Source organism: Micromonospora sp. NPDC047762 (assembly GCF_043204655.1).
Taxonomy (GTDB): Bacteria; Actinomycetota; Actinomycetes; order Mycobacteriales; family Micromonosporaceae; genus Micromonospora.
Genome location: NZ_JBIDCQ010000002.1, coordinates 367892 through 393435, shown reverse-complemented (window position 1 = coordinate 393435; position 25544 = coordinate 367892). Strand labels below are relative to the sequence as shown.

General features: G+C 72.6%; 22 protein-coding genes. 6 read left to right on the top strand and 16 right to left on the bottom strand.

Going from position 1 to position 25544, the window contains the following annotated elements:
• Window positions 1–24 precede the first annotated feature (24 nt).
• A complete protein-coding gene (locus tag ACGF3C_RS07350; protein WP_393219693.1) occupies window positions 25–3303 on the top strand; it encodes a lamin tail domain-containing protein in 3279 nt (1092 codons plus the stop codon).
• Between the two features lie 68 nt (window positions 3304–3371).
• Here ACGF3C_RS07350 and ACGF3C_RS07345 read toward each other — a convergent pair whose 3' ends face one another.
• The 6 genes from ACGF3C_RS07345 to ACGF3C_RS07320 all read right to left on the bottom strand — a co-directional run bounded on the left by ACGF3C_RS07345 (window position 3372) and on the right by ACGF3C_RS07320 (window position 9996).
• Complete coding sequence (locus tag ACGF3C_RS07345; protein ID WP_357229216.1) at window positions 3372–3860, bottom strand: helix-turn-helix transcriptional regulator; 489 nt, start codon at window positions 3858–3860, stop codon at window positions 3372–3374.
• A 425-nt stretch (window positions 3861–4285) separates the two neighbouring features.
• The gene (hemB, locus tag ACGF3C_RS07340) at window positions 4286–5269 is read right to left on the bottom strand and encodes a porphobilinogen synthase (RefSeq protein WP_355005749.1); all 984 of its coding nucleotides are present in this window, start codon (window positions 5267–5269) and stop codon (window positions 4286–4288) included.
• Window positions 5270–5289: 20 nt separating this feature from the next.
• On the bottom strand, window positions 5290–6870 hold the full coding sequence (locus ACGF3C_RS07335) for a uroporphyrinogen-III synthase (RefSeq protein WP_355005750.1): 1581 nt from the start codon (window positions 6868–6870) through the stop codon (window positions 5290–5292).
• Window positions 6867–7835 carry a hydroxymethylbilane synthase gene (hemC, locus tag ACGF3C_RS07330; protein ID WP_357229210.1) on the bottom strand — a complete coding sequence of 323 codons (969 nt, stop codon included), beginning with the start codon at window positions 7833–7835 and terminating at the stop codon, window positions 6867–6869. The genes ACGF3C_RS07335 and hemC overlap by 4 nt, the downstream gene beginning before the upstream one ends.
• Window positions 7832–9229, bottom strand: a complete 1398-nt coding sequence (locus tag ACGF3C_RS07325; RefSeq protein WP_393219687.1) for a glutamyl-tRNA reductase — start codon at window positions 9227–9229, stop codon at window positions 7832–7834. Before ACGF3C_RS07325 ends, hemC begins: the two co-directional genes overlap by 4 nt.
• Window positions 9226–9996 carry a redox-sensing transcriptional repressor Rex gene (locus tag ACGF3C_RS07320; protein WP_357229207.1) on the bottom strand — a complete coding sequence of 257 codons (771 nt, stop codon included), beginning with the start codon at window positions 9994–9996 and terminating at the stop codon, window positions 9226–9228. Before ACGF3C_RS07320 ends, ACGF3C_RS07325 begins: the two co-directional genes overlap by 4 nt.
• Before the next feature lie 520 nt (window positions 9997–10516).
• Here ACGF3C_RS07320 and ACGF3C_RS07315 point away from each other — a divergent pair.
• Both ACGF3C_RS07315 and ACGF3C_RS07310 read left to right on the top strand, forming a co-directional pair.
• Entirely contained in the window at window positions 10517–11821 is a 1305-nt protein-coding gene (locus tag ACGF3C_RS07315; RefSeq protein ID WP_357231396.1) for a sensor histidine kinase, read from the top strand.
• Window positions 11822–11930: 109 nt separating this feature from the next.
• Window positions 11931–12584: a response regulator transcription factor gene (locus tag ACGF3C_RS07310; RefSeq protein WP_074314799.1), complete on the top strand. Its 654-nt coding sequence runs from the start codon at window positions 11931–11933 to the stop codon at window positions 12582–12584.
• On the opposite strand, the gene ACGF3C_RS07305 is transcribed toward ACGF3C_RS07310, so the two are convergent.
• From ACGF3C_RS07305 to ACGF3C_RS07295, 3 genes are read right to left on the bottom strand one after another with little or no spacing between them, the layout of a single operon-like run.
• Entirely contained in the window at window positions 12565–13233 is a 669-nt protein-coding gene (locus ACGF3C_RS07305; RefSeq protein WP_357231393.1) for an HAD hydrolase-like protein, read from the bottom strand. The genes ACGF3C_RS07310 and ACGF3C_RS07305 overlap by 20 nt on opposite strands.
• A 20-nt stretch (window positions 13234–13253) precedes the next feature.
• On the bottom strand, window positions 13254–13508 hold the full coding sequence (locus ACGF3C_RS07300) for a glutaredoxin family protein (RefSeq protein WP_030490173.1): 255 nt from the start codon (window positions 13506–13508) through the stop codon (window positions 13254–13256).
• Window positions 13498–15105 (bottom strand): AMP-binding protein, encoded by a 1608-nt coding sequence (locus ACGF3C_RS07295; protein ID WP_357231390.1) that lies wholly within the window; start codon window positions 15103–15105, stop codon window positions 13498–13500. Before ACGF3C_RS07295 ends, ACGF3C_RS07300 begins: the two co-directional genes overlap by 11 nt.
• Before the next feature lie 587 nt (window positions 15106–15692).
• On the opposite strand from ACGF3C_RS07295, the gene ACGF3C_RS07290 reads away from it, so the two are divergent.
• From ACGF3C_RS07290 to ACGF3C_RS07280, 3 genes are all read left to right on the top strand, one after another.
• Window positions 15693–16649 (top strand): ECF subfamily RNA polymerase sigma factor, BldN family, encoded by a 957-nt coding sequence (locus ACGF3C_RS07290; RefSeq protein ID WP_238666934.1) that lies wholly within the window; start codon window positions 15693–15695, stop codon window positions 16647–16649.
• A gap of 289 nt (window positions 16650–16938) precedes the next feature.
• Window positions 16939–17808 (top strand): DUF5667 domain-containing protein, encoded by an 870-nt coding sequence (locus ACGF3C_RS07285; protein WP_355005758.1) that lies wholly within the window; start codon window positions 16939–16941, stop codon window positions 17806–17808.
• 126 nt (window positions 17809–17934) lie between these two features.
• Window positions 17935–18804 carry an HAD family hydrolase gene (locus tag ACGF3C_RS07280; RefSeq protein WP_393219680.1) on the top strand — a complete coding sequence of 290 codons (870 nt, stop codon included), beginning with the start codon at window positions 17935–17937 and terminating at the stop codon, window positions 18802–18804.
• A 28-nt stretch (window positions 18805–18832) separates the two neighbouring features.
• Here the strand turns inward: ACGF3C_RS07280 and ACGF3C_RS07275 are convergent, their stop codons facing one another.
• The 7 genes from ACGF3C_RS07275 to ACGF3C_RS07245 form a co-directional block, all read right to left on the bottom strand.
• Complete coding sequence (locus ACGF3C_RS07275) at window positions 18833–19714, bottom strand: lysophospholipid acyltransferase family protein (protein WP_357197687.1); 882 nt, start codon at window positions 19712–19714, stop codon at window positions 18833–18835.
• A gap of 289 nt (window positions 19715–20003) precedes the next feature.
• Window positions 20004–21080 (bottom strand): NAD-dependent epimerase/dehydratase family protein, encoded by a 1077-nt coding sequence (locus ACGF3C_RS07270; protein ID WP_357231750.1) that lies wholly within the window; start codon window positions 21078–21080, stop codon window positions 20004–20006.
• Between the two features lie 121 nt (window positions 21081–21201).
• Window positions 21202–21303 (bottom strand): 30S ribosomal protein bS22, encoded by a 102-nt coding sequence (locus ACGF3C_RS07265; RefSeq protein WP_007465623.1) that lies wholly within the window; start codon window positions 21301–21303, stop codon window positions 21202–21204.
• 270 nt (window positions 21304–21573) lie between these two features.
• Entirely contained in the window at window positions 21574–21783 is a 210-nt protein-coding gene (locus ACGF3C_RS07260) for a helix-turn-helix domain-containing protein (protein WP_007465625.1), read from the bottom strand.
• A gap of 212 nt (window positions 21784–21995) precedes the next feature.
• Window positions 21996–23180: an ABC transporter permease gene (locus ACGF3C_RS07255; RefSeq protein WP_091402733.1), complete on the bottom strand. Its 1185-nt coding sequence runs from the start codon at window positions 23178–23180 to the stop codon at window positions 21996–21998.
• The gene (locus tag ACGF3C_RS07250) at window positions 23177–24163 is read right to left on the bottom strand and encodes an ABC transporter ATP-binding protein (RefSeq protein ID WP_393219676.1); all 987 of its coding nucleotides are present in this window, start codon (window positions 24161–24163) and stop codon (window positions 23177–23179) included. Before ACGF3C_RS07250 ends, ACGF3C_RS07255 begins: the two co-directional genes overlap by 4 nt.
• Window positions 24160–25515, bottom strand: a complete 1356-nt coding sequence (locus tag ACGF3C_RS07245) for an efflux RND transporter periplasmic adaptor subunit (protein WP_393220744.1) — start codon at window positions 25513–25515, stop codon at window positions 24160–24162. Before ACGF3C_RS07245 ends, ACGF3C_RS07250 begins: the two co-directional genes overlap by 4 nt.
• Window positions 25516–25544: the final 29 nt, after the last annotated feature.

The following is a 25544-nucleotide window of genomic DNA, read 5'->3' as shown; positions in this document are numbered from 1 at the left end:
CCATCCACCCATCGTGGAGGCCCTATGCGCCCGCGCCGCTCAATCGCCGCGCTCGCGACCGCCACCGCCGCCGTGACAGTCACGGCGCTCGGCGTCGCACCCACCGCGGCCAGCGCCGCGCCCACCGACCTGTTCATCTCGGAGTACGTCGAGGGTTCGTCGAACAACAAGGCGATCGAGCTGTTCAACGGCACGGGCGCCGCCGTCGACCTGGCGGCCGGTGGCTACCAGTTGCAGCTCTACTTCAACGGCTCCACCACGGCCACCACGATCGCCCTGACCGGCAGTGTGGCGGCCGGTGACGCGTTCGTGTTCGCCAGCGCCTCGGCCGGGGCCGCCATCCTCGCCCAGGCTGACCAGACCACCGGGGCGAGCCTCTTCAACGGTGACGACGCGATAGTGCTGCGCCGGGGCACCACAGTGCTCGACTCGATCGGCCAGGTGGGCGTCGACCCGGGCACCGAGTGGGGCGCCGGTGTCACCAGCACCGCTGACAACACCCTGCGCCGGCTGGCGAGCGTGGCCGCCGGTGACACCGACCCGTCGGACGCGTTCGACCCCGCCGCACAGTGGGCCGGCTTCCCCGTCGACACCTTCGACGGGCTGGGCGCGCACACCGTGGACGGCGGCGGCCCGGTCGACGTGCCCGCCACGCTGACCTGCGGCGGGCCGCTGGTCACCGCCGCCGGCACGGCCGCGAGCCGCGAGGTGACCGCCGCCGACCCCGACGACACGATCGTCGACCTGGCGGTGACCGCGGTCAGCCCGAGCCCGACCTCCGGCTCGATCACCCGTACCGCGTTCACCCCCGCCGACGGGGTGGGCGGCACCGCCCGCGCCACGGTCGGTGTGAGCGCCGACCTCGCCGCCGGGGCGTACACCGTCACAGTGACCACGACCGACGCGGGCGGTGGCACCGCGAGCTGCGCGCTGGCGGTGCAGGTGACCCGGGAGCTGACCGTCGGAGAGGTGCAGGGTCCGACCACCGACACCGAGTCCGGTCCGAGCGACCGGTCACCGCTCGCACCGGCGAGCGGCAACGGCACGAGCAGCGCCCTGTACGACGTACGCGGCGTGATCACCCAGTTGACCCTGGCCCGCACCTCGGCCGGAGCGGAGCAGCACGGCTTCTTCCTGCAGAGCCGCGTTGGTGACACCGACGGCGATCCGACCAGCTCCGACGGCATCTTCGTGTTCATGGGTACGTTCTCCTCGCTGATCGGCGGGTACGTGCCGACGGTCGGCGACGAGGTCGTGCTGCGGGCCCGGGTGTCGGAGTACTACAACTTCACCCAGCTCTCCGGCGCGTCGCTGGTCCGCCTCATCGGCGGTGGGCTGGTCGTGGACACCGCGGTCGCGGTGGCCGACGCGGTGCCGCCGGCTGTGCTGACCGACGCGCAGCGCTTCTGGGAGCGGCACGAGGGCTCCCGGATGCGGGTACGCGCGGGCAGCGGCGCGGTGAGCGGCCGGGACGTCTTCTCCTCCACCGCCGACGCGGAGCTGTGGGTGGTCGACCGCGACGACCCGCTGCTGGACCGCGCCGACCCGTACTCCCGGCGGGTCTTCCGTGACTCGCACCCGCTGGACAACGACCCGACCCGCCGATTCGACGACGGCAACGGCCAGCGGACGCTGCTGGGCAGCATGGGCGTGAAGGCCACCGCCGGGGACAGCGCCGCGCTGCTCCCGCCGGCGCACACCTTCGACACGTTGCGGGCGGACGCGGTGGGCGGGGTCTACTACTCGTTCGAGAAGTACGGCGTCCAGGTCGAGCGGGCGGAGTTCGCCGCCGGGGCCGACCCGTCGAGGAACAACCCGCCCAAGCCGGCCGACCGGTCGCAGGAGGTGGCCGTGGCCACCTACAACGTGGAGAACCTGTACGACTACCGCGACGACCCGTTCGACGGCTGCGACTTCGCCGGTAACGCCGGCTGCGTGGGTGTCTCCCCGCCGTTCGACTACGTCCCGGCCAGCGAGGCGGAATACCGCGAGCAACTGGCCGCCCTCGCCGATCAGATCGTCAAGGACCTGCACGCACCGGACCTGATCCTGGTGCAGGAGGCCGAGGACCAGGACATCTGCACGATCTCCGGGACGGCGCTGAGCTGCGGCGACACCAACAACGCCGATGGTGCCCCGGACAGCATCCAGGAGTTGGCACTCGCGGTGGCGGCGGCCGGTGGGCCCGCGTACGCCGCTGCCTATGACCGGACCGGCGCGGACGCTCGCGGTATCACCGCGGCCTTCCTGTACCGCACGGACCGGGTGTCGCTGGCGGCCGCGACGGCGGCGGACCCCCTGCTGGGGGCGACACCGACCGTTCAGTACCGGGCTGCGGGGCTGCCGACCAACGCCGACGTGCAGAACCCGAAGGCCCTCAACGCGGTGCTGCCGGCGGACGTGGACACCTCGACCGGTCGGGACGGAAGCAACGTCTTCACCCGTGCTCCGCAGCTGGGCAAGTTCAGCGTGGCCGCGGCGCCCGGCTCGGCCGAGCGGTTCACCCTGTACGCGCTCAGCAACCACTACTCCTCCGGCCCGGACAGCCGGGTCGGGCAGCGGCGTGAGCAGGCGCGTTACGGTGCGGCGATCGTCACCGCGATCGAGGCGGCCGACCCGGCCGCCCGGGTGGTCTACGGCGGGGACCTGAACGTCTTCCCCCGCCCGGACGATCCCATCGCGACCGGTGAGCAGCCCACGCCGTCGGACCAGCTCGCCCCGCTCTACGAGGCGGGCCTGCGCAACCTGTGGGACGACCTCGTCGCGGAAGCGCCGGCCTCGGCCTACTCGTACAGTTTCGAGGGGCAGGCGCAGACTCTCGACCACCTGTTCGTCAACGACGCGCTCCACAGCGACCTGGTGCAGGTGCGGGCGGCGCACATCAACGCCGACTGGCCGGCGGAGTTCGCCGGTGACGGGTCGCGAGGTTCCAGTGACCACGACCCGCAGGTGGCGCGGTTCCGGTCCCGGGCGTCGTTGACAGTGGCCGACTCGGCGGTGGCCGAGGGCAACCAGGGCACCCGGCAGCTCACCTTCACCGCCACCGTGTCTCGGCCGCTGTCCCAGTCGGTGCTGCTCTGCGCCGCGACCGTCGGCGTCACGGCGCAGGTGGGCTCGGACTTCGACCCGTACGCCGGCTGCAAGGTGCTGGCCGCTGGGCAGACGTCGGTGGCGTTCCCGGTCTCGGTGCGCGGTGACCGCAAGCGGGAGGCGGACGAGAAATTGACGTTGCTGGTGGCCGGCGTGCCCGGCCTGCGGCTGGCTGATCCACTCGCGACCGGAACGATCACCAACGACGACTGATTCTGGAGTGGTCGCCGACGGCCCGCCGAACCCCGCCCGGGGGCGGCGGGCCGTCGTCCGTCCCGCGGTCAGTCGTACCGCCAGAGCTGTGGCGGTGGTGGATCGCCGCGGTGCTTGGCTACCCGCACCTCCCATTGGCTACGCCGACGCATCGCGTCACGGACCTCCCGGTTGCGGTAGAACGTCTCGGGCGGGCGGGCCAGCCCGTAGATGTCCGCCCACCACTCCCCCGGCTTCGGGTCGAGAATGGTGTCCAGGTGCGTCGGGTAGCGGCGCCCCGCACCGTCACGCGTGTCTTCCCAGTCCCGCATCGGCAGGAGCACCCGGCCGAGGTCGTCGACGACGGCCAGCCGACACCCGGCGACGTCGATGATCCGGCAGAGCAGCTCGATGCTCGGAACAGTCCGACCGCCCTCGATGCGACCGATGGTGGCGTGGTGCACCCCTGCCCGTCGGGCCAGCTCACGTTGGCTGAGGTCGGCGTGGCGACGGACCGCCCGGACGACGCCAACGATCGGCCATAGGGTGTCGGAGGGCTCGCTCGGTAGGTCGTCCATGCCTCCACCGTCCCGGCTCGCCCCGTTTCTCGCAGTCCCGTTCGGCTGGCCTGTGGACAACGGAAGGACCTGTGGACAACGGGACAACCGTCATCGTGGCGAGGGTGGCTTCCGCTCGGGCGACGAAGTCGTGGGCTTTGAGCAGCACGTCGTCCGCGCGACGGAGCGGGGAGGCAATCCCTGACCTATCCCCTTTGCTCTGCACCCTGATATGCGCCACCCCGCCGGCCACTCTGAAGCGCGCCAGCAAGACAGCCGGCGCATCCGCGGGTGCAGAGCAAAGGCAGTCGTGGAGACATCGGAGCCAGCGATCCGCACAGTGGGATGCGCCGCAGTCAGGAGCCGGTATCCGCCGCGGTCAGGAGCCCGAACCGGGCGCGCCACGATCGGCGCACGGCGGGAGAGGATGGCCGCGGACGAACCGCTCAGTAGCGCTGGCGGAGCAGGCCAGCAGCCTCGACGGCCCAGTAGGTGAGGATGACCTGCGCACCGGCCCGCTTGATCGAGGTGAGTGTCTCCAGCATGACCCGCTCGCGGTCGATCCAGCCGTTCGCGGCGGCCGCCTCGACCATCGCGTACTCGCCGGAGACCTGGTAGGCGGCGACCGGGACGTCCACCGCAGCCCGCACCGCCGACACCACGTCGAGGTAGGGCAGCGCCGGCTTGACCATCACCAGGTCGGCGCCCTCGGCCACGTCCAACGCGACCTCGCGCAGCGACTCACGCAGATTGGCCGGGTCCTGCTGGTAGGTGCGCCGGTCGCCCTCCAGCGCCGACTCCACCGCCTCCCGGAACGGGCCGTAGAAGGCGGAGGCGTACTTCACCGCGTACGCCAGCACGGAGACGTCCTGGTGCCCGGCGGCGTCGAGGGCTCGGCGTACCACGCCGACCTGGCCGTCCATCATCCCGGACGGCCCGACCATGCCGACCCCGGCGGCGGCCTGGGCCACCGCCATGTCGGCGTAGGCGGCCAGGGTCGAGTCGTTGTCGACCTCACCGTCGGGGGTGAGCAGCCCACAGTGCCCGTGCGAGGTGAACTCGTCGAGGCACAGGTCACTCATCACCACTGTGGCGTCGCCCACCTCGGCCACCACGTCGCGGATGGCGACGTTGAGGATGCCGTTCGGGTCGATGCCGCCGGAGCCGGTCGGGTCCCGCTGCTCCGGCACGCCGAAGAGCATGATCCCGCCGACACCGGCCTGGACCGCCTCGGCCGCCGCCTTGCGGAGCGAGTCCCGGGAGTGCTGGAGCACCCCCGGGAGCGACCCGATGGCGCGGGGCTCGGTCAGCCCCTCCTTGACGAACATCGGCACGACCAGCTCGGCCGGGTCGACCCGGGTCTCTGACACCAGCCGGCGGACCGCCGGGTTGCGGCGCAGCCGGCGGGGCCGGATCTCGGGGTACGACATGGCAGGCCCTCCTCGAACGACTACCGGAAGCGCAGAGCGGTCGGGCCCTGCACCTTCGAGCCACGGCGCTGCTTGGCCGGCATGGCGGCCAGCTTCTCCCGCAGTTCGACGGCGTAGGCGGCGAGCGCCTCCACCAGGTCGGGCACCGAGGCGTGCGGCGGCTGGACGTCGACGCGCAGGCCGAACTCCGTCGCGGTCTCCGCCGTCTTGGGCCCAATGACGGCAACAACGGTCCGGGCGTGCGGCTTCCCGGCGATGCCGACCAGGTTGCGCACGGTGGAGGACGAGGTGAAGAGCACCGCGTCGAACCCGCCCGACTTGATCGCGTCGCGGATCTCGGCGGGCGGCGGAGCGGCCCGCACCGTCCGGTACGCGGTCACGTCGTCGACCTCCCAGCCGCGCTCGGTGAGCCCGGCGGCGAGCGTCTCGGTGGCGATGTCGGCGCGCGGCAGCAGCACCCGGCCCACCGGGTCGAGGATCTCGTCGTGCGGCGAGAACTCGGCCAGCAGGCCCTCCGAGGACTGCTCCCCGGCGGGGATCAGCTCCGGCTGGATGCCGAACGCGCGGACCGAGTCCGCGGTGGCCTCACCGATGCAGGCGATCTTGACGCCGCCGAAGTGCCGGGCGTCGAGGCCGTGCTCGGCGAACTTCTCCCAGACCGCGCGGACCGCGTTCACCGACGTGAAGATCACCCAGGCGTACCGGCCGTCGACCAGGCCCTTGACCGCCCGCTCCATCTGCGCCGGGGTACGCGGCGGCTCGACCGCGATGGTCGGCACCTCGCACGGGATGGCCCCGTACGCGCGCAGCCGGGCGCTCATCGCGCCGGCCTGCTCCTTGGTCCGGGGTACGAGCACCTTCCAGCCGTACAGCGGGCGGTTCTCCCACCAGCTCAGCTTGTCGCGCTGCCCCACGCCGACACCGACGGTGAGCACCACCCGGCCGGTGAAGCCGAGCGCGGCGGCCACGAAGCTGTCCACTGTCGACGTGGTCGTGTACTGGGTCTCGCCGGTGCCGTCGCCGGTCACCCCGACGCCGGTGGTGCCGTCGACCCCGGCGGCGAGCAGCCCGTCCCGGACGGCAGCGAGGTCACCGGCGTCCACGGCGAGCGCGAGCGAACCCCGGCCGACGGCCGTGGCCAACGCCTCGAAGTCCAGCACGCTGACGTCCTCGACGTCGGCGGCCGTACGCACACCCGGCAGCGGGACCCCGGCGTAGGTGGCCACGCCCTCGGCCTGGCCAACACCGGGCACCACCTCGAAGTGGGCGGCGGTGCGGGCCACCGCCTGCACCTCCTTGACCACCGAGTCGTGCCCGAACGGGTCGCCGGCGACCAGGTGCACCGCGTTCAGCCCGGAGCGGGCCGCGGAGATGAGCACCTTCGCCACGTCCCCCGGCGCGCCCTCGGCCGGGGTGAACTCGGCATCAGCGGAGGCCTCGGCGCGCACGACGGCGAGCAACGACTCCGGGACTCCCCGGTCGTAGATCACCTGGTCGGCGTCGACCAGGGCGTCGTGGGCCCGACGGGTCAGCAGGCCCGGGTCACCGGGGCCAGCCCCGACGAACGCGATACGGCCGACGGGCTTACGGGTGCGGGTCATTCTGTGCTCCCAAATTGCTGGGTCCCCGGGCCGGTGTGTCCTTCGTGGCCGAGGATCGAGTCGGCGCCGAGGTCGAGGAGTTCGGCGGCGAGTGCCTTACCGATCTCCGCCGCGTCGGCGGGCGTTCCGGTGCGGGACAGCCGGAGGTCACGAGTGCCGTCCGGGCTGATCACCGCCCCGCGCAGGTAGATCTCATCGCCGGTCTCGCCTTCGGCGAGTTCGGCATAGGCGGCGACGGGTGCGCTGCACCCGGCCTCCAGGGTTGCCAGAAACGCGCGTTCCGCGGTGACCGCGGAACGCGACGGTGCGTGGTCGAGCACGGCGAGCAGCTCGACCAGGTCCCGGTCGTCGACCCGGCACTCCACGGCCAACGCGCCCTGAGCGGGAGCGGGCAGCATGAGCATCGGGTCCAGCGACTCGGTGATCACGTCGAGTCGGCCAAGTCGGGCCAGACCGGCCCGTGCCAGGACGACGGCGTCGAGATCGGCTTCGGGGCCGAGCACCCGCCCCAGGCGGGTGTCGACGTTGCCGCGGATCGGGGTGACCTCCAGTTGCAGGCCGAGGGCGTGCAACTGGGCGATCCGACGCAGCGCGCCGGTGCCCACAGTGGCCCCGGGCGGCAATTCGGCGAGCGTTCGGCCTTCGCGGGCCACCAACGCGTCGCGCGGGTCCTGCCGGGCCGGCACCGCCGCGATGTGCAGCCCACCGGCGGCGGCCGTGGGCAGGTCCTTGTACGAGTGCACCGCCAAGTCGATCGTCCCGGCGGTCAGCGCGTCGCGCAGTGCGGATACGAACACACCGACGCCCAGCCGGTGCACCGGCGCGTTGGAGCGGTCGCCCGCGGTGACCACCTCGACCAGTTCGACGGGGCGACCGGTGGCGACGGTCAACGCCTCGGCGACCTGGCCGGACTGGGCCATCGCCAGGGCGCTGCCCCGGGTGCCGAGGCGCAGTGGGGCGGTCATCGCGCACCTCCGCTGGGTGGGGTGGGCTCGGCGGCGTCGGCTCCGGACAACGGGTCGGTGCCGGGGAGCGCCATGCCGAGGTCGGGGGTCAGCACGTCCGGGACGGTGTCCACCGGCGAGGTCTGCGGCACCTCGAGGTCGAACAGCTCGCGCAGCAGTGCCGCGTACTGGTCGCCGCCGGGCTCCGCGGCCAACTGGCGAACCTTGACGGTGGGCTGGTGCAGCAGCCGCTGCACCACCCGGTGCACCGTGCGGGCCACCTCGGCCCGCAGGTCGTCGCCGAGGTCGGGGCGACGCTGGGCCAGTCGGCGCAGCTCGGCGGTGACAACGTCGTCGGCCCGGCCGCGCAGCGCGGCCACCGTGGGTGCCACGTCGGCGCCGCGCAGCCAGGTGAGGAAGCCCTCCACCTCGCCGAGGACGATGCGTTCGACGGCTGCGGCGTCGGCAGCCGCCGGGCCGTCGGCGAGCAGCGCCGCCATCCGGTCGATGTCGATCACCTCGACGCCGGGCAGCTCGGCAACGCCCTCCTCGACGTCGCGCGGAACGGCAAGGTCGAGCAGGACCAGCGAGCCCCGGGACCTGTCGCGTTCGGCCAGCGCCGCGGTGACCACCGACCGGGTGAGGACCGGTTCGGTGGACGCGGTGGCGGCCACTACGATGTCCACTGTGGAGAGGGTGTCGGCCAGCTCGGTCATCGGCGCGGCACTCGCCCCGTACGACTCGGCGAGCCGGACGGCCCGGTCGGCGCCCCGGTTGCTGACCGTGAGCGGCCCGGCGCCCAGCCGGGACAGCGTGGCCACCCCGAGCGAACCCATCGCACCGGCGCCGACCACCAGGGCCGGGTGGCCGACGAGGTCGCCGTCGAGGTGCCCGGCGGCCAGCTCCAGGGCGGCGGTGACGACGCTCTGGCCGGCCCGGTCGATGCCGGTCTCGGCGTGGGCCCGCTTGCCGACCCGCAGCGCCTGCTGCATCAGCTCGTGCAGCAGCCGGCCGGCCGAGTCGGCGCCGGTGGCCCAGTGGTACGCGTCACGCAGCTGGCCGAGGATCTGCGCCTCGCCCACCACCATCGAGTCCAGACCGGTGGCGACCCGGAAGACGTGGTCCACGGCCGCTGTGTCGTAGTGCACGTACAGGTGGCTGGCGAGCGCCGTCGGCGAGCTGCCGGCCTGTTCGGCCAGCACGGCGCAGACGTCGCCGAGCCCACCGTGGAATCCGGACACGGCGGCGTAGACCTCCACCCGGTTGCAGGTGGAGACGATCACCGCCTCGGCCACGTACGGCTGGGCTACCAGGCGGTCCAGTGTGCGGGTCAGGTCGGCGGGGGGCACGGCCAGCTGCTCCAGCGTGGCGACCGGGGCGGTCCGGTAGGACGCGCCGACGACGAGCAGTTTCACGTGCCTATCGCCTCCTGGGTATCGGTGGCCGCGAACCCGCCCGGCAGGGCCGTGAGAGCGGACCCGCCGGTGGCGGGCAGCGCGGTCAGCGACGCCTTGCGGTGCTCGTGGAAGGACAGAATCTGCAGCTCGATGGCGAGGTCGACCTTGCGCACGTCGACCCCCTCCGGAACCGAGAGTACGCACGGCGCGAAGTTGAGGATGCTCGTCACGCCGACGGCGACCAGTTGGTCGGCGACCTGCTGGGCGGCGGCGGCCGGGGTGGCGATCACGCCGATCGCGAGGGATTCCTCCGCGGCGACCGTCGGCAGGTCGTCAACATGCCTGACCACCAGGCCGTTGATCTCCTCACCGACCCGTGAGCGATCGGCGTCGAGCAGTGCGGCGATCCGGAAGCCCCGGCTGGCGAAGCCGTCGTAGCCGGCCAGAGCGTGACCGAGATTACCCACGCCGACCAGGGCGACCGCCCGACGTTGGGTGAGCCCGAGCACATACTCGATCTGCTCGATCAGCAGCGCGACGTCGTAGCCGACGCCCCGGGTGCCGTACGAGCCGAGGTGGGAAAGGTCTTTGCGGAGCTTGGCGGAGTTGACCCCGGCGGCGGCGGAGAGACCCTCGCTGGAGACCGTCTCGTGCCCGGTGTCGGCGAGGTTGTGCAGCGCGCGCAGGTACTCCGGGAGCCGAGCGACGGTCGCCTCGGGCAGATCCGGGAGCGCCGGTACGGCACCGGCGCGGCCGGGCGCGCCTGGGTGACGGTGCTGACTCATGAGACTCCGTGCGGTGCGATCCTCGGCCAACTCCGCTGGTCGGCCGTTTGTGGACTCCCGCTGGCGACCGAGATTGCCGGCTGTGCTAGCAGGGCGCGTCGGAGTCACAGCGTAGGCGCTTGTGAAGACGTGCACAAATCGCGATCTTGTCGCTGCGTGGCGCGACCTCACCAGCCCCTCCATTCCACAAGATCGATTGAACGGCCTGGTCCGCTCACCGCCCGGGCGATTATTGCTCAATCCCGACTTCTCTGACCAATCCCGCGCCGGCCCCACCGCCACGCCCCGCGATCTTGCACTTACTGCTCTCGCTTCTCGCCCATTCAAGGGCAATTCACCAACACAAACTGCAAGATCGACGCCGTGCGGCGGGGTGGGGGTGGGGTGGGGCGGGGTGGGGTGGGGTGGGGGTGGGGGGTGGGTGGGGTGGGGGTGGGACGGGTGGGGTGGGGGTAGCACTACGGCGGAGAGGCGGGGTTTCGGGATGGGGTCGGCGAGGCCACATGCCTAGCCTTTGGGCATGACCGCCGTTGCCGCCACCAGCGACCGACCGACGCTGGCACCCAGCATCCCCCGCCAGCTCTTCGTCGACTCCGGGTACGTGCTGCTCGGCCTGCCCCTGGGGCTGGCCAGCTTCATCGTCCTCGTCGTCGGCCTGTCGGTGAGCGTCGGCCTGGTCGTCACGGTGATCGGCCTGCCGATCCTCAGCGGCACCCTGTACGCCGCCCGTGGCCTGGCCGACATCGAGCGGCTGCGGATGGCCGCGGTGCTCCGGCAGCCCCGGATCCGGCCGAACTACCGGCTGCCCGAGGCGGGCGCGAACGCCTGGCGCCGGATCTTCGTGCCGATCCGGGACGCCCAGTCCTGGCTCGACCTGGCGCACGGCATCCTGCGGTTGATCACGGCGGTGGGCACCTTCGTGGTCACGTTGTCGTGGTGGGCCGCGGCGATCGCCGGCTCGCTCTACTGGGCCTACGACTGGGCTCTGCCCCACCCGTCCGGTGAGGGTGACCAGGATCTGGCGCAGCTCCTCGGCCTGGGCGACTCGACCACCGCCCGGATCGGGCTGAACACCGCGCTCGGGGTGTTCTTCCTGATCACCCTGCCGATCGTGGTGCGGGGCTGCGCACTGCTCCAGGCGAGTTTCGCCAAGGCCATGCTGACCGGGGTGGCCGAGATGCGCGACCGGATCACAGTGCTGGAGGAGCAGAAGCGGGCCGCCGTGTCCGCCGAGGCCTCCGCTCTGCGCCGCTTGGAGCGTGACATCCACGACGGCCCCCAGCAGCGCCTGGTCCGGCTGGCGATGGACCTCAGCCGAGCCCGGATGCAGCTCGCCTCGGACCCGGACGCGGCCGGCCAGACCATCGACGAGGCGGTCAGCCAGACCCGGGACACGCTTGCCGAGCTGCGGGCGTTGTCCCGGGGCATCGCCCCGCCGATCCTGGTCGACCGGGGCCTGCCCAGCGCCCTGGCCGCGATCGCCGGCCGCGGGCTGATCCCGATCGAGCTCCAGGTGGACCCGCAGCTCGGCACCCCGGCCGGGCGGCTCGACCCGGCGGTGGAGAACACCGCGTACTTCGTGGTGTCCGAGGCGCTGACGAACGTCGCCAAGCACAGCCGGGCCACCGAGGCCACTGTGACGGTGACCCGGCGGGGCACCCACCTGCAGGTGCGGGTGGGCGATGACGGGCAGGGCGGCGCGCACCTGGCGAAGGGGCACGGGTTGGCCGGCATCGCCGACCGGGTCCGGGCCGCGGGTGGCGAACTGATGGTGGTCAGCCCGACCGGCGGCCCCACCGAGATCCGCGCTGAGCTGCCGCTGTGAGCGCGAGGAGCGAGCCGGGGTTTGCGAGCCCCGCAGTCGCGAACCAAGAAGATGCTGTGAGCCGCCGGAGGCCGCCGCGATGGTGAGCGACGTGGTAGACAACACAGCCATGCGCATCGTGATCGCCGACGACGCCGTCCTGCTCCGGGAGGGGCTGGTCCGGCTGCTGACCGAGAGTGGGCACCAGGTGGTGGCCGCCGTCGGGGACGGTGACGCCCTGGTCGAGGCGGTGGTCGAGCACCGGCCCGACGTGTCGATCGTCGACGTCCGGATGCCCCCGTCGCACACCGACGAAGGGCTGCGGGCTGCGGTGGAGGCCCGCCGGCTGGTGCCGCGTACGCCGATCCTGGTGCTCTCCCAGTACGTCGAGGTCTCGTACGCCGATGATCTGCTCGCGACCACCGGCGGCGCCGGCGGCGGGATCGGCTACCTGCTCAAGGACCGGGTGGCCGCGATCGACGAGTTCCTGGACGCGCTGCGCCGGGTGGCGGCCGGCGGCACGGTGCTCGACCCGGAGGTGGTTGGTCAGCTCTTCGCCCGACGCCGCCGCGACGACCCGCTGCGGGAGCTGACCCCCCGCGAGCGCGAGGTGCTCGCCCTGATGGCCGAGGGGCGTTCGAACACCGCGATCGCGCGCGCCCTGGTGGTCAGCGACGGCGCGGTGGAGAAGCACGTGCGCAACATCTTCACCAAGCTCACCCTGCCACCGGACACCGAACAGCACCGGCGGGTGCTGGCCGTCCTCACCTACCTGCGGAACTGACCTCCCGGGCCAGGGCCACCGCGTCGGTGAGGGTGTCAGCGACCGGGTGACCGGAGGCGCGCAGCCGGCCCGGGTCGGTGAACCCGCCGGTGTAGAGCACGGCACGGCCGCCGACCGCGAGCGCCGCGTCGGCGTCGTCGATGGAGTCGCCGATCAGCACCACCGAGGCGCCGTCCACGCCCAGTTCGGCCAGGTGCAGCTGGAGCGACTCGGCCTTGTAGCCGCCGCCGACCGTGGCCCGCAGCCCGTCGACGCGGGTGAAGTGGCTGGTCAGACCGTACGTGTGCACGGTCGGGATCAGTTCCTCGTGGAACCACATGGAGAGCAGGCTCTGGGTGCCCGGCCAGGCCGCCATCGCGGCGCGTGCGTCGGCGGCCAGCTTGCAGGTGGTCAACCCGGTGCGGTACGCGTCGTGGAAGATCTTGTCCAGCCGACCGAACTCGTCGTCGTCCACTGCCTGCCCGAGCACGTCGGCGTAGTACTCGGCGATCGGCCTGCGGAACCGCACCCGGTGCTCGTCCAATGTGACAGTCGGCCCACCCAGGCTCGCGAACACGACGTTGGTGGCGGACACCACCAGGCTGAGGTCGTTGAGCAGGGTGCCGTTCCAGTCCCAGACGAGGTGCGGGTGCGGGTGCGCGGGGGTCATCAGAGCACCATAGGCACTCCTCAGAGCTGCGGCGTGGTCAGGTCCCGCAGCAGCCGGTCCTCCTCGACCCGCCAGTAGCCGTGCTCCTTGCCGTCGAGCATGACCACCGGTAGCCGGTCCCCGTACTCCCGCTCCAGCCCCTCGTCGCCGGTGACGTCCCACTCGACCCACTTGTCGCCGGTGACCGCGACCACCCGGTCGAGCGCCGCCTTGGCGTCGTCGCACAGGTGGCAGCCGGGTCGGGTGATCAGGGCGAGTCGGGCGTCACTGGCCATCGGTTACCTCCGTGCGGTCGGTCGGCGGCGCCGACCGGAGTTGGGTCTTGCGTACCTTGCCGATCGCCGAGTGCGGCAGGGCGTCGACGAACTCGACACCGGTCGGGCACTTGAACCGGGCCAGGTTCCGTGCGCAGTGGGCGAGCAGTTCCTCGCTGGTCACCGGTCGGCCCTGCGCCGGCACCACGTACGCCCGCACAGTCTCGCCGGTCCGCGGGTGTGGCACACCCAGTACCGCCGACTCGACCACCCCGGGGTGCCCGGCGAGCACCAGCTCGACCTCGTGCGGGTAGACGTTGAACCCGTTGACCAGGATCAACTCGCCGAGCCGGTCGACCAGGAAGAGGTCACCGTCCTCGTCGGCGTACGCGATGTCACCGGTGCCCCACCAACCGTCGGCGTCCGGGCCGCCCCGACCGTCGGGCCAGTAGCCGGTGAAGAGGTTCGGGCCGGACACCACGATCTGCCCCGGGTCGGTGCCCGGAGCCAGGTCGGAGATGTCCAGCTCGTCGGGGTCGTCGTCGGGGACGGCCAGCCCGTCCCGCCACAGGTCCGTCCCGTCGGCGCCGACCAGGCGTAGCCGCACCCCGGGCAGCGGCCGGCCGATCGAACCCGGCTTGGCCACGCCGCCGACCAGGGTGGAGGTGAGCACCGGCGCGGTCTCGGTGAGGCCGTACCCGATGTGGACCTGATGCCCGGTGACCTCGGTGAAGCGCGCCGCGACAGCGGGTTCGAGCGGTGCCGCGCCGCAGACCGCCACCCGCACCGACGCGGTAGCCGCGCGGGCCGTGGCCGCGCCGGCCCAGGTCAGGAACATCGACGGTACGCCGACCAGCACGTTGACCCGGTGCCGCGCGACCTCGTCCAGCCCCGCCGTCGGGCCTGGCTCGTCGAGCAGCACACCCGTCGCGCCGTGGTGCACTACCGCGCCGAGCCCCGAGTTGAGCCCGTACGCGTGGAACAGCGGCAACGCCAGGAGAACGGTGTCGGCCGGCCCGACCACCGCCGGCTCGATCCCGGCGACCTGTTCGTGGTTGGCGAGCAGTGCCTGGTGCGAGAGCATCGCCCCCTTGGGTCGCCCCTCGGTGCCGGAGGTGTAGAGCAGGACAGCCAGGTCGGTGCCGCCGCGTCGCGGGCGGGGTGCCGGTCCGGGCGAGTCGGCGGTCGGTGGCGTGTCGTGCACCGAGGCGAGCGCGGGCAGCTCGGCGGCCACGTCGGCGACCAGGCCTCGAACGTGGTCGGTGGCGATGAGCACCGACGCGCCGGAGTCGGCGAGCACGTGCCGTAGCTCCGGGGCGGTGAGGCCGGGGTTGACCGGAACGGTGACCAGTCCGGCGCGGAGGGCGCCGAGCCAGGCGATCACGAAGTCCGGTGTGTTGGGCAGCGCGATGGCGACGCGCGGCGGCGTACCGCCGGGGTCGGTGGGTGGCGCGGCGGCGGACAGGCCGCGGGCGGCGGCGTCCACCGCGGTGTCCAGTTCGGACCAGCTCACTGTGTGGTCACGCCAGTGCAGCGCGGGCCGGTCGGCGCTGTCGAGAGCCGCCCGGCGGACCCGGTCGGCGAGGTTCGGCGCGGGGCTTTCCGAGGCGTCCTGCACGGTGATCGAGTCTGGCACAGCGGGCCCCGGCGGGCCACGCCCGACGGTAGGGCGCCACGCCCGGAGGACGACACAGCGACAGTCCCATGTACGGGACTGTCCGGTGTGCCACGGGCGATCAGATCAGGTCCTGTCGATGGGACGTGCGACGCTGACCAAGGGCAGTTCGGCCGCCCCCGTCCGGCTGGCCGGCGCGGTGGGTCAGCCGAACGGGCGGAAAGCCTCCGACCTGGGGATCCATCCTGGAACACCGAGCCGACGGAAAGTCAATCGCACACGACGGACAACCGGTCCGCCACCGGTGCGACGGAGCGGGAAATACTTCCGCCTTGTGTAACGGACTTGCCACGCGCGGGTGACGTTGGCCCTATCATCACTCGGGTCGGCTCACCCCATTTGCCGTGAGTCGACACCCCTCAGCCCGAGGAGGCCCCCGTGCCTGTGAGCGCATTGGACCAGCACCTCCACGGGAATTGCCGCGCGTCGGCAATCCCCGTGACCGTCCTGCCCGACCGGTCACCCGGCCGGTCCGCCCCGACGAGACCCAGACCGGCCCGCCCGGCGACCGACGGGACGGGGGCGACGCGATGACCACCTTCGGATACGCGGAACGTCCGGTCGGCCTGACCGGTCAACCCGCCCGCTCCCACGTCAACGAGCGGCCCGCGGCCCGTGCCCCGTCTGACGAACAGCACGGCGGCGTCGTGCGAGGTGACGGCGCGGCGCAGCGGATCCGCAGCCGGCCACACCACAACGAGCCACCGCCGCGACCCGCGGTGCCCGGTGGAAACGCGAAGCCGGCCGGCGGCCGGGTCGCCGTACCGCAGCGACCCACGATGCCTGTGCAGGGTCGTCGGGTAAGCGACACACCGGCGGTCACCACCGACCCGGCGGCGGGCGAGACAGCGGTGATCCCGGCAGTGCCGGCCACCACCGCGACCACCCCGACCGGTTTCCCGAGCCGCCCGGACCCGTCCGACCCGGCGACCGAGGTCTGGACGCTGATCGAGCGGGCCCAGGCCGGCGAGTCCGAGGCGTTCGGTCTGATCTACGACCGCTACGTGGACACCGTCTTCCGGTTCGTCTACTTCCGGGTCGGCAACCGGCAACTCGCCGAGGACCTCACCTCGGACACCTTCCTGCGCGCGCTCAAGCGGATCGGCAGCTTCACCTGGCAGGGCCGCGACCTCGGCGCCTGGCTGGTGACGATCGCCCGTAACCTCGTCGCGGACCACTTCAAGTCGGGCCGGTACCGGCTGGAGGTCACCACCGGCGACGTGCTCGACGCCGACCGGGAGGACCGGGGCCCGGAGGGCAGCCCGGAGGCGGCGGTGGTGGAGCACATCACCAACGTCGCGCTCCTCACCGCTGTGAAGCAGCTCAACCCGGAGCAGCAGGAGTGCATCGTGCTCCGCTTCCTCCAGGGCTTCTCGGTCGCCGAGACGGCCCGCGCGATGGGCAAGAACGAGGGAGCCATCAAGGCTCTCCAGTACCGCGCCGTCCGCGCCCTGGCCCGGCTGCTGCCCGACGGCTTCCAGCCGTAGTTTGTTACGGCGGGACCGACGGACGTCGATCAACGTCCGCGCAGCTCAAAGTCGGTCCCGCCCGGTGATGACCATCACTTTCTGTAATTTCCGCCCCGCCAGGCCCGTAACCCGTGCCCGGTCCGCCGCGTTTCTCCGGGTGCGACCGGTGGATGTCCCGGCAGGCCCGGGTCACCGAGGTCCGACCGGCATGCCGGCGGCACCTCACCTCCGTGGTGTCACACTGCCGCCCGGTCGCTGGCAACGACGGCGGCCGACCGGCCGTGACCAGCGAGAGGAGGTGCCTGCGGTGGACAACACCCTCTTCTCCCGCCGGCGCGCGGAGCGCTTCGCGCAGCTTCTCGACGAGGCCAACGGCGCTCGACGACACCACGTGCGATCCCGGGTGGACGGCCAACTGGCGCCGCTCGTCGCAGTGGGTCAGCGGCTCAGCGTCGACCCCCCGGCTGTCGAGGTGGACCAGGACTTCCGTACCGGCCTGCGGGCGATGCTGCTCGCAACCGCCGAGCGGGAAGGGCTGGGCAGCACACCGGCGGCGGTCAGCGAACCGGCCGCCACCACCACCCGCGGGCGGCTGCTGCCGGCGGTCACCGCACGGCGGGCCCGAGCCCGGGGCGCGATCCTGGTCGGCATCGCCGCCGGTGCCATCGCCGTCTCCGGAATCTCCGCCGCCAGCGAGAACGCGGTGCCCGGTGACGCGCTGTACGGCATGAAGCGCTCCACCGAACGGGCACAGCTCGCCCTGGCCAGCTCCGACATCAGCAGAGGCCAGCTCTTCCTGGACTTCGCCCGGACCAGAGTCGGCGAAGCCGCCAAGCTGCGCGGCGACCGGATCGGCTACAGCGCGGTCCTCGACGACATGGACGCCGACAGCCGGCAGGGCGTTCGCCTGCTGACCTCCGCCGCCGTGCAGCGGGCCGAGCCGGGCAGCCTGGACACTCTCAACACCTTCGTGTCGAGCCAGCGCCGGGCCGTACGCGGTCTGCTCGACGGGAGCACCCGGGTCGACCGGGAACGGACCCAGCGGTCGCTGGTGTTGCTGGACAGCATCCGGGAACGCTCGGACGACCTGCGCGCGGCGATCGCCTGCGGCCTGCCGGCACCGACCGCCAGCGACGCCCTCGGGCCGAACCCGAACACCTGCCCCGGGGCCCGCTGACCCGCGTCCCCATACCGCACGTCCGACCGGCCGCGCCACAGTTCGCTGTGTGCCCGGCCGGTCGCCCGTCTACGGCGGATACGCTCGCGGGGGAGCATCCGTCGTACCGGTGAGGAAGGGATTCGCGTGGCGCGCAGCCGTAAGGTGACGGTCAGCACCGACGCCGAGGGGCACACCGCGGCCTGGGCGGAGACCGACCTGGCCCCGGTCAGCGCACCCGATCCGAGCGCTGCGGCGTTCTTCGACGTGGACAACACGATGATGCAGGGCGCGTCGATCTACTGGTTCGCCCGTGGGCTCGCCTCCCGAAACTACGTGACCACCGCCGACCTGGCCCGATTCGCCTGGCAGCAGCTCCGCTTCCGGCTGCTGGCCCGGGAGCACGCCGGTGACATGTCACTGGCCAAGGAAGCGGCGCTGGCCTTCGTGCAGGGCTGGCGGGTCAACGAGGTCGAACACCTCGCCGAGGAGATCTTCGACGAGATGATGGCCCCCCGGATCTGGGCCGGCACCCACCAGCTCGCGCAGCGTCACCTGGACGGCGGTCAGCGGGTCTGGCTGGTCAGCGCCGCCCCCGTCGAGATCGGCCGGGTGATCGCCGCCCGGCTCGGCCTGACCGGTGCCATCGGCACTGTGGCCGAGGTGCTGGACGGGGCGTACACCGGACGGTTGGTGGGTGACCTGATGCACGGGCCGGCCAAGGCTGAGGCGGTCACCCAGCTCGCCGCCTTGGAAGGGCTCGACCTGTCCCGCTGCGCGGCCTACAGCGATTCGGCGAATGACCTGCCGCTGCTCCGCGCGGTGGGCCGGGCGGTGGCCGTCAACCCGGACGGCACCCTGCTGCGGCAGGCCCGCCAGCACGGCTGGGAGGTGCGGGACTTCCGCAGCGGTCGCCGGGCTGTCAAGATCGCCGTACCGTCGACGGCGGCCGCCGGGCTGGTCGCGGGCGCGGTCACCGCCGGCCTGGCCCTCCAGCGCCGCCGCCGAGCCGGGTGACCTCACGCGACACGTCGCGCTGGCTGGTTCAGGGGCCGAACGGGTCGGGGCGTCGCTCCAGCAGCGTGTGCAGGGTCTGCTGGATGGTCTCCCGCACCTGGTCGGCGAGGTTGAAGACCACCAGCGGGTCGTCCGCCGAGTCGGTCAGGTGGGCGGTGGGGATCGGCGGGCAGAACTCGATCAGCCACTTGCTGGGTAGCGGCACCATGCCCAGCGGACCGAGCAGCGGGAACGTCGGCGTGACCGGGAAATAGGGCAGCTTCAGCAGCCGCGCCAGGGGCTTGATGTCGGCGAGCATCGGGTAGATCTCCTCGCCGCCGACGATGGCGACGGGCACGATCGGGGTGCCGGTACGCAGCGCCGCCGAGACGAACCCGCCCCGCCCGAAGCGTTGCAGCTTGTACCGGTCGGCGTAGAGCTTGCCAATGCCCTTGAAGCCCTCGGGGAACACACCGACCAGATCGCCGCCGCTGAGCAGCCGCTCGGCGTCCGGGTTGCAGGCCACGGTGCCGCCGGTCTTGCGGGCCAACTCGGAGACCACCGGCATCCGGAAGACCAGGTCGGCGCCGAGCAGCCGCAGGTAGCGATGGGCGGGATGCTTGTCGTGCAGCGCCGCCGACAGGATCAGGGCGTCCAGTGCCACAGTCCCGGAGTGGTTGCCGACCACCAGCGCGGGCCCATCCACCGGGACGTGCTCCACCCCGCTGACCTCGGTGCGGAACCAGTCGCGGTAGAGCAGCCGCAGCAGCGGGTGGAAGACCGCGTCGGTCAACTCCGAGTCGAACCCGAACTCGTCGACCTCGTAGTCACCGGAGAGCCGCCGGCGCAGGAACGCCAACCCGTTCGCGACCTTGCGGTCCCAGTGGTCCCCGGGCCGGTCCGACACCGCCGACTCGGTGCCGCCGGACAACCCACCGTCGACCCCGTCGGCCGGGGCCGGGGGTGCGGCCGGAGCCGGGGTCGGCGGCGTACTCGGGGTCGGGGGTGCGGTCGAGGCCGGCGGTGCGGCCGGGGTCGGCGCGGCCTGCCCAGCCGGTCGATGTCCGTTGCGCCGCGCCGGCTCCGCGTCCGGAGCGGGCACCCGCTCGGGTACGTCGAAACGCCCGACCGACTGCGGGTCGCGCCCCTCCTCGAAGCCGCTCATGATGCCGCCTCGGTTCGCGACTGCGGGGCTCGCAGAACCGGCTCGCTCCTCGCGCTCACGATGACCGCTCCCGGACCGCTGAGCGCACCTGCCGGATGCCGTCCAGGACGAGTTGCTCGGCGGCGGCCAACTGATCCCGGGTGACCACCACGCCACCGTGGTGGGCCCGGATGAAGTCCTCGAACGCCTCGGCTGTCGACCGGGGCGTGAAGCCGTACTCCTGCTCGAGCCGGCTGGTGTCGACCACCCGGCCGTGCACGAAGAGGTCGACCTGGTCCAGGCCGTAGCGGCCGAAGCCCATGGTGCGGGCCAGCGCGGCAGCCCCGGAGAGACCCGGCTCCAGCACCGGCACGGCGACCCGGCCGGCGCGCCGGATGGCCTGGGACAGCGACAGCACGCCGGGGCCGGCGACGTTGTAGGTGCCGGGATGGTCCTCCACGATCGACCGGTGCAGCACCTCCAACGCGTCGTCGAAGTGCAGGAACTGCAGGCGGGGGTCACGGCCGAAGACGGTCGGCACGAACGGCTGCGAGAAATAGCGGGTCAGCGTGGTGTCTGCGGTCGAGCCGATGAACGGGGCGAAGCGCAGCACCGTGGCGGTGACGTCGGACCGACGGCGGCGGAAGCCGCGCACGTACCCCTCAAGGTCGAGGATGTCGCGGCCGAAACCGCCGCGCGGCACCTCGCGGGGTTCGGTCTCCTCGGTGAAGACCGCCGGGTCCCGGAACGACACCCCGTAGGCGGCGGTCGACGAGCGGACCACGAGCTTGCGCAGTCGGGGTGCCCGCTGGCAGGCGGCGAGCATCTGCATGCTGCCGATGACGTTCTGGTCCTTCATCCCGGACCGGCCGCCGTGCTGCGGGTCGGGTGAGGTGACGAGCGCGAGGTGCACCACCGCGTCGACGTCCAGGTCGGCGAGGAGGCCACCGAGGGAACCGTTGTCGACGCGGATCCGTTCGACCCGGTCCAGCAGGTCGGTGAACTCGATGCCGGAGTCCGGTGCGTCGACCCCGATGACCCGTTCGATGCGCGGGTCGGCGGCCAGACGGGCCGCCACGTGGGCTCCCAGGTAACGACCCACTCCGGTGACGACGACGACCCCCGGAGCACCTGAGGTGCCACCGGGGGTCATCTGACGCACCTACGCCGGCAGGATGGACCGAGCCGGGACGACCACGGCCTGATCACCTGAGCCTCCGGAGGTCGACAGTTTGGCAAGTGACGCCGAACGCCGGGCCTGAGCCCGGCGGCGGTCACTTGCCGAGACGGCGACGCTGGACGCGGGTCTTGCGCAGCAGCTTGCGGTGCTTCTTCTTAGCCATGCGCTTACGGCGCTTCTTGACCACCGAGCCCATACGACAGCCTTTCGATACAACGTGCGGGGCGGACCGGATGACACCACGCAGGTGGCGACGGCGACCGCTTGCGGACAACGGACCGGACCAGTCTGGGCGGCGGGGCGCACCGGTGGGGTCTCGGTCGGGTTCCAGGGTAGCCGCAGGGCGTCAGCCGGACCAACGCGCCCCCGCCGCGGCCGCCTCTGGCGCACGACCGCGGGGCGCGCGAGCTCACTCCTCACGCCCACCGACGCCGGTCAACCGACGATCGGAGGGTGAGGCGGTGGCTCAGGCGGTCTCCTGAAAGGCACCCCGGAGATATTCGTGCACCGCATGCTCGGGCACCCGGAATGACCGACCGACCCGGACGGCGGTGAGCTCACCGCTGTGCACCAGCCGATAGACGGTCATCTTTGACACCCGCATGACCGTCGCCACCTCCGCAACGGTCAGGAACTTGACCTCCGACAGCCGTCCGTCGGACTGTGACCCGGCCATGGCTCACCGACCCATCCCATGCCCGGCGCGTGCCAACCCGACGGATGCTCCGGGCCGGGCCGACGACGCGCGTGTTACCAGTACGGTAGCGGGGCGGTTGTGACCGGCGCGATCCCTTCCTGCAACTGATCATGCTCAGGTGGCCGGTTCACCCGATCCGTGCTCCCGGTATCCGCCCGTCCGCGTCCGTCGTCCGGTTGTTCCTTTGCCGCTCATTCGGTGCGCAGCGCGACCACCGGGTCGAGACGGCCGGCGCGCTGCGCGGGAACCACCCCGAAGACGATGCCCACCACCGCCGAAACCCCGAAGGCGAGCGCCAACGACCACCAGGTGATCGCCGCCGGGATCGGCGACAGCGCGTCGACAAGCAGGGCGGTGCCCACGCCCAGCGCCATCCCGGTCAACCCGCCGATCGTGGTGAGCAGCACCGCCTCCAGCAGGAACTGCACGCCGATGTCGCGGGGACGCGCCCCGACGGCCTTGCGCAGCCCGATCTCCCGGGTCCGCTCCCGGACGCTGACCAGCATGATGTTGGAGACGCCGACGCCGCCGACGAGCAGCGAGATGCCGGCGATGGCCGCCAGCACGCCGGTGAGGACACCGAGGATGTCGCCGAGCACGCCGAGGATCTGCTGCTGGGTGACGGCACTGAACTCGGTGTCCGGGTGGCGGCGGTTCAACTCGGCGACGATCCGTTCGCCCAGCTCGTCGATCCGCTCCCGGTCCGGCGCCTTCACCGCGATGCCGTCGACCCGCTGGGTGCCCCAGAGTCGTTGCGCGGCGGTCACCGGCACGTGCACCTCGTCGTCCCGGTCGACGCCGAGGCTCTGCCCGAGGGGCGCGAAGACACCGATCACCCGGAACCGCACCCCGGCCAGCGCCACCTGCTGGCCGAGCGGGTCCCGGTCGGGGAAGAGCGCACGGGCGACCGAGTCACCGAGCACCGCCACCCGGCGGCTGGTGTCCACGTCGGTGCCGGTCAGGTAACGTCCCCGCGCCAGCGAGCGGGTGAACACCGCCGGGGTCGTCTCCAGGACGCCCTGCACCGTGGTGAAGTCGGAACGGGCGCCGGCCCGCGCGGTCGCCCCCGAGGCGACGGTGACCGCCACCCGATCGGGGTCGCCGACCACCCGGGTGACGGCGTCCACGTCCTTGAGGGTCAGCGGCGAGACGACTGGCGCGTTGCCCACCTCGATGCGGCCGGGGACGACCAGCAGCAGGTTGGAGCCGAGGCCCTCGACCTGTTGCTCGACCTTCTGCTTGGTGCCGGTGCCGATCGCCACCAGCAGCACCACCGAGGCCACCCCGATGATCACCCCGAGCATCGTCAGCGCGCTCCGCAGCCGGTTGGCCCGCAGGGCGTCCAGCGCCACCCGCCACGCCTCGGCGACTCTCACGCCGTACCTCCGGGCCGCTCGACCCCGCGCGAGCCCGCAGCGCTCTCACGCGCCTCGCCCGGGTCGGCCTCGGGCCGCTCGACCTCGCGCGGAAGGCGCCCGGTGGCTCCGGCGGCGCCACCGGAGCCACCGGACGGGTGCCCCGGACCGCTTCCGGACGCGGACCGGGGCTCCGCGCTGGGAGCGGGGACCAGTGTCGCAGGTCGACCGTGATCAACGGACGGCGGTCGATCATGAGCGGAGCGCGGGTCGCCGCTGTCCGCCACGACCACCCCGTCGCGCATGGTGATCCGACGATGAGCGCGGGCCGCCACCTCCTGATCGTGGGTGACCATCACCAGTGCCACCCCCGACTCCGCGTTCAGTTGTTCCAACAGCCCCAGCACGGCGGCGCCGGTGGCACTGTCCAGGTTGCCCGTGGGTTCGTCGGCCAGCAGCACCGTCGGCTCGGTGACCAGCGCGCGGGCGATCGCCACCCGCTGCTGCTCGCCGCCGGACATCTGGTTGGGCCGGTGGTCCAGCCGGTGCCCGAGGCCGACCCGGCCCAGCATCGCCGCCGCCCGCTCCCGCCGCTGCCGGGCCGGGACTCCCCGGTAGACCAGAGGCAACGCCACGTTCTCCACCGCCGAGGTACGCGGCAACAGGTGGAACGCCTGGAAGACGAAGCCGATGGTCTCGTTGCGCAGGGTCGCCATCTCCGGTGGCGCGAGGGCGTTGACGTCGCGTCCGCCGATCACCAGGCGGCCACCGGTGGGCCGGTCCAGCCCGCCGAGGAGGTGCATGAGGGTGGACTTGCCCGAGCCGGACGGGCCGACCAGCGCCACGTAGTCCCCCGGCTGCACGGTGAGCGACACCCCGCGCAGCGCCTCCACCGACACCCCGTCGAGCTGGTACGTCCGGGACACGTCCACCGCCTCGATGGCCGGAACGCGCTCCCCTGCCGGCGGATCGCCGCGCGGATCCGCGACGGCGGGTTCGCTCACCGGACTTCCTGGCCGTCGCGGACCTGATCGGCGCCACGCACCACGATCCGGTCGCCGGGCTGCACGCCGTTGAGGATCTGCACCAGGTCGGACCCCTGGACGCCCACGGTCACCGACGCCCGGCCAGCCTTGCCGTCACGGACCACCCAGACCGCGTCCCGGCCGTCGGCCGAGAACACCGCCGACGCGGGGACTGTCACCGCGTCGACAGCCTCGCGTACCCGCAGGTGCACGATCGCGTTCATGCCGGGGCGGGGCGTCGGAGCGGGCTCGTCCTCGGCCAGCTTTCCGGCGCCCAGCGCCAGGCGGACCCGGTAGGTGACGCCGCCCTGCGCCGAGTTGGTGGGCAGCACGTCGACCGATCGGACGACCGCGTCGTAGCTGGCGCCGGTGACGGCGTCCAACTCGACGGTGGCCGGCACGCCGGCCTTGACCAGCAGCACGTCGGTCTCGTCCACCTCGGCGAGCAGACCCAACTGCCCGGTGTCGACAACGGTCAGCACGGGGGTGCCGGCGGTGACCTGACCACCGACCGCGACGGCGTCGTCCACGCCGGGAGGCGGCCCACCCTGGCTGGGGGCCAGCACGGACGGGTCGAGACCGGCCGCCTGCGCGCCACCGGCCTGCTCCAACAGCCCGGCCAGACCAGCATTCGCGCCACCGCCGGCCCGGGTGCCGCCGGGCTGCACCACCCCGGCGATCGGGGCGCGCAGGGTCAGCGCGTCGACCGTCGCCTTCGCCAGGTCGTACGCCTGCTGGGCCTGGAGCCGTTGCGCCGCGGAGAGCGCGCCGACGGCGGAACTCAACCCGTTGATCCCCCGCTGCACGGAGCGGACCGCCTGGTCGGCGCTGCGCGCGGCGGCAACGTACTGGCGTTGCGCGGACGTCACCTGGGTGAGCAGCGCGTCGCGCAGTTGCGGGTCGGCGATCTTCTCGGCCGCCTCGCGGGCCGCGTCGAACGCCTCGTCGGCGGCCTTGTCGGTGCCACGCCGGCTGCTGGTCAGGCTGCCCGCGCCGACGCCTCGGCCGGCGCGCTTCGCGGCGGCCAGCGCCTCCTTGGCCTGACGGAGGCGCTGTTGCGCGCTCGGCGAGTCGACCACCGCCAGCACCTGACCGCGCTTGACCCGTTGTCCGGGTTGGACGCGCAGGCTGGACAGGGTGCCGTCGGCGGGAGCGGTGAGGGTGGCGGCGGCGCGGGCGGTGACCGTGGCGGGTGCGTCGATCACCTCGGTGACCGGGTTCCGGGTGGCCGATGCCAGCGCGAGATCGGGGCCTTCGTCGCCGCAGGAGGCGGCGGTGGTGGCGGTGAGGACGACGACGGCGGTCAGGGCGATGAGCAGGCGGGGCCGCATGGTGCTGGCGGGCCGTGACGACTGGGAAC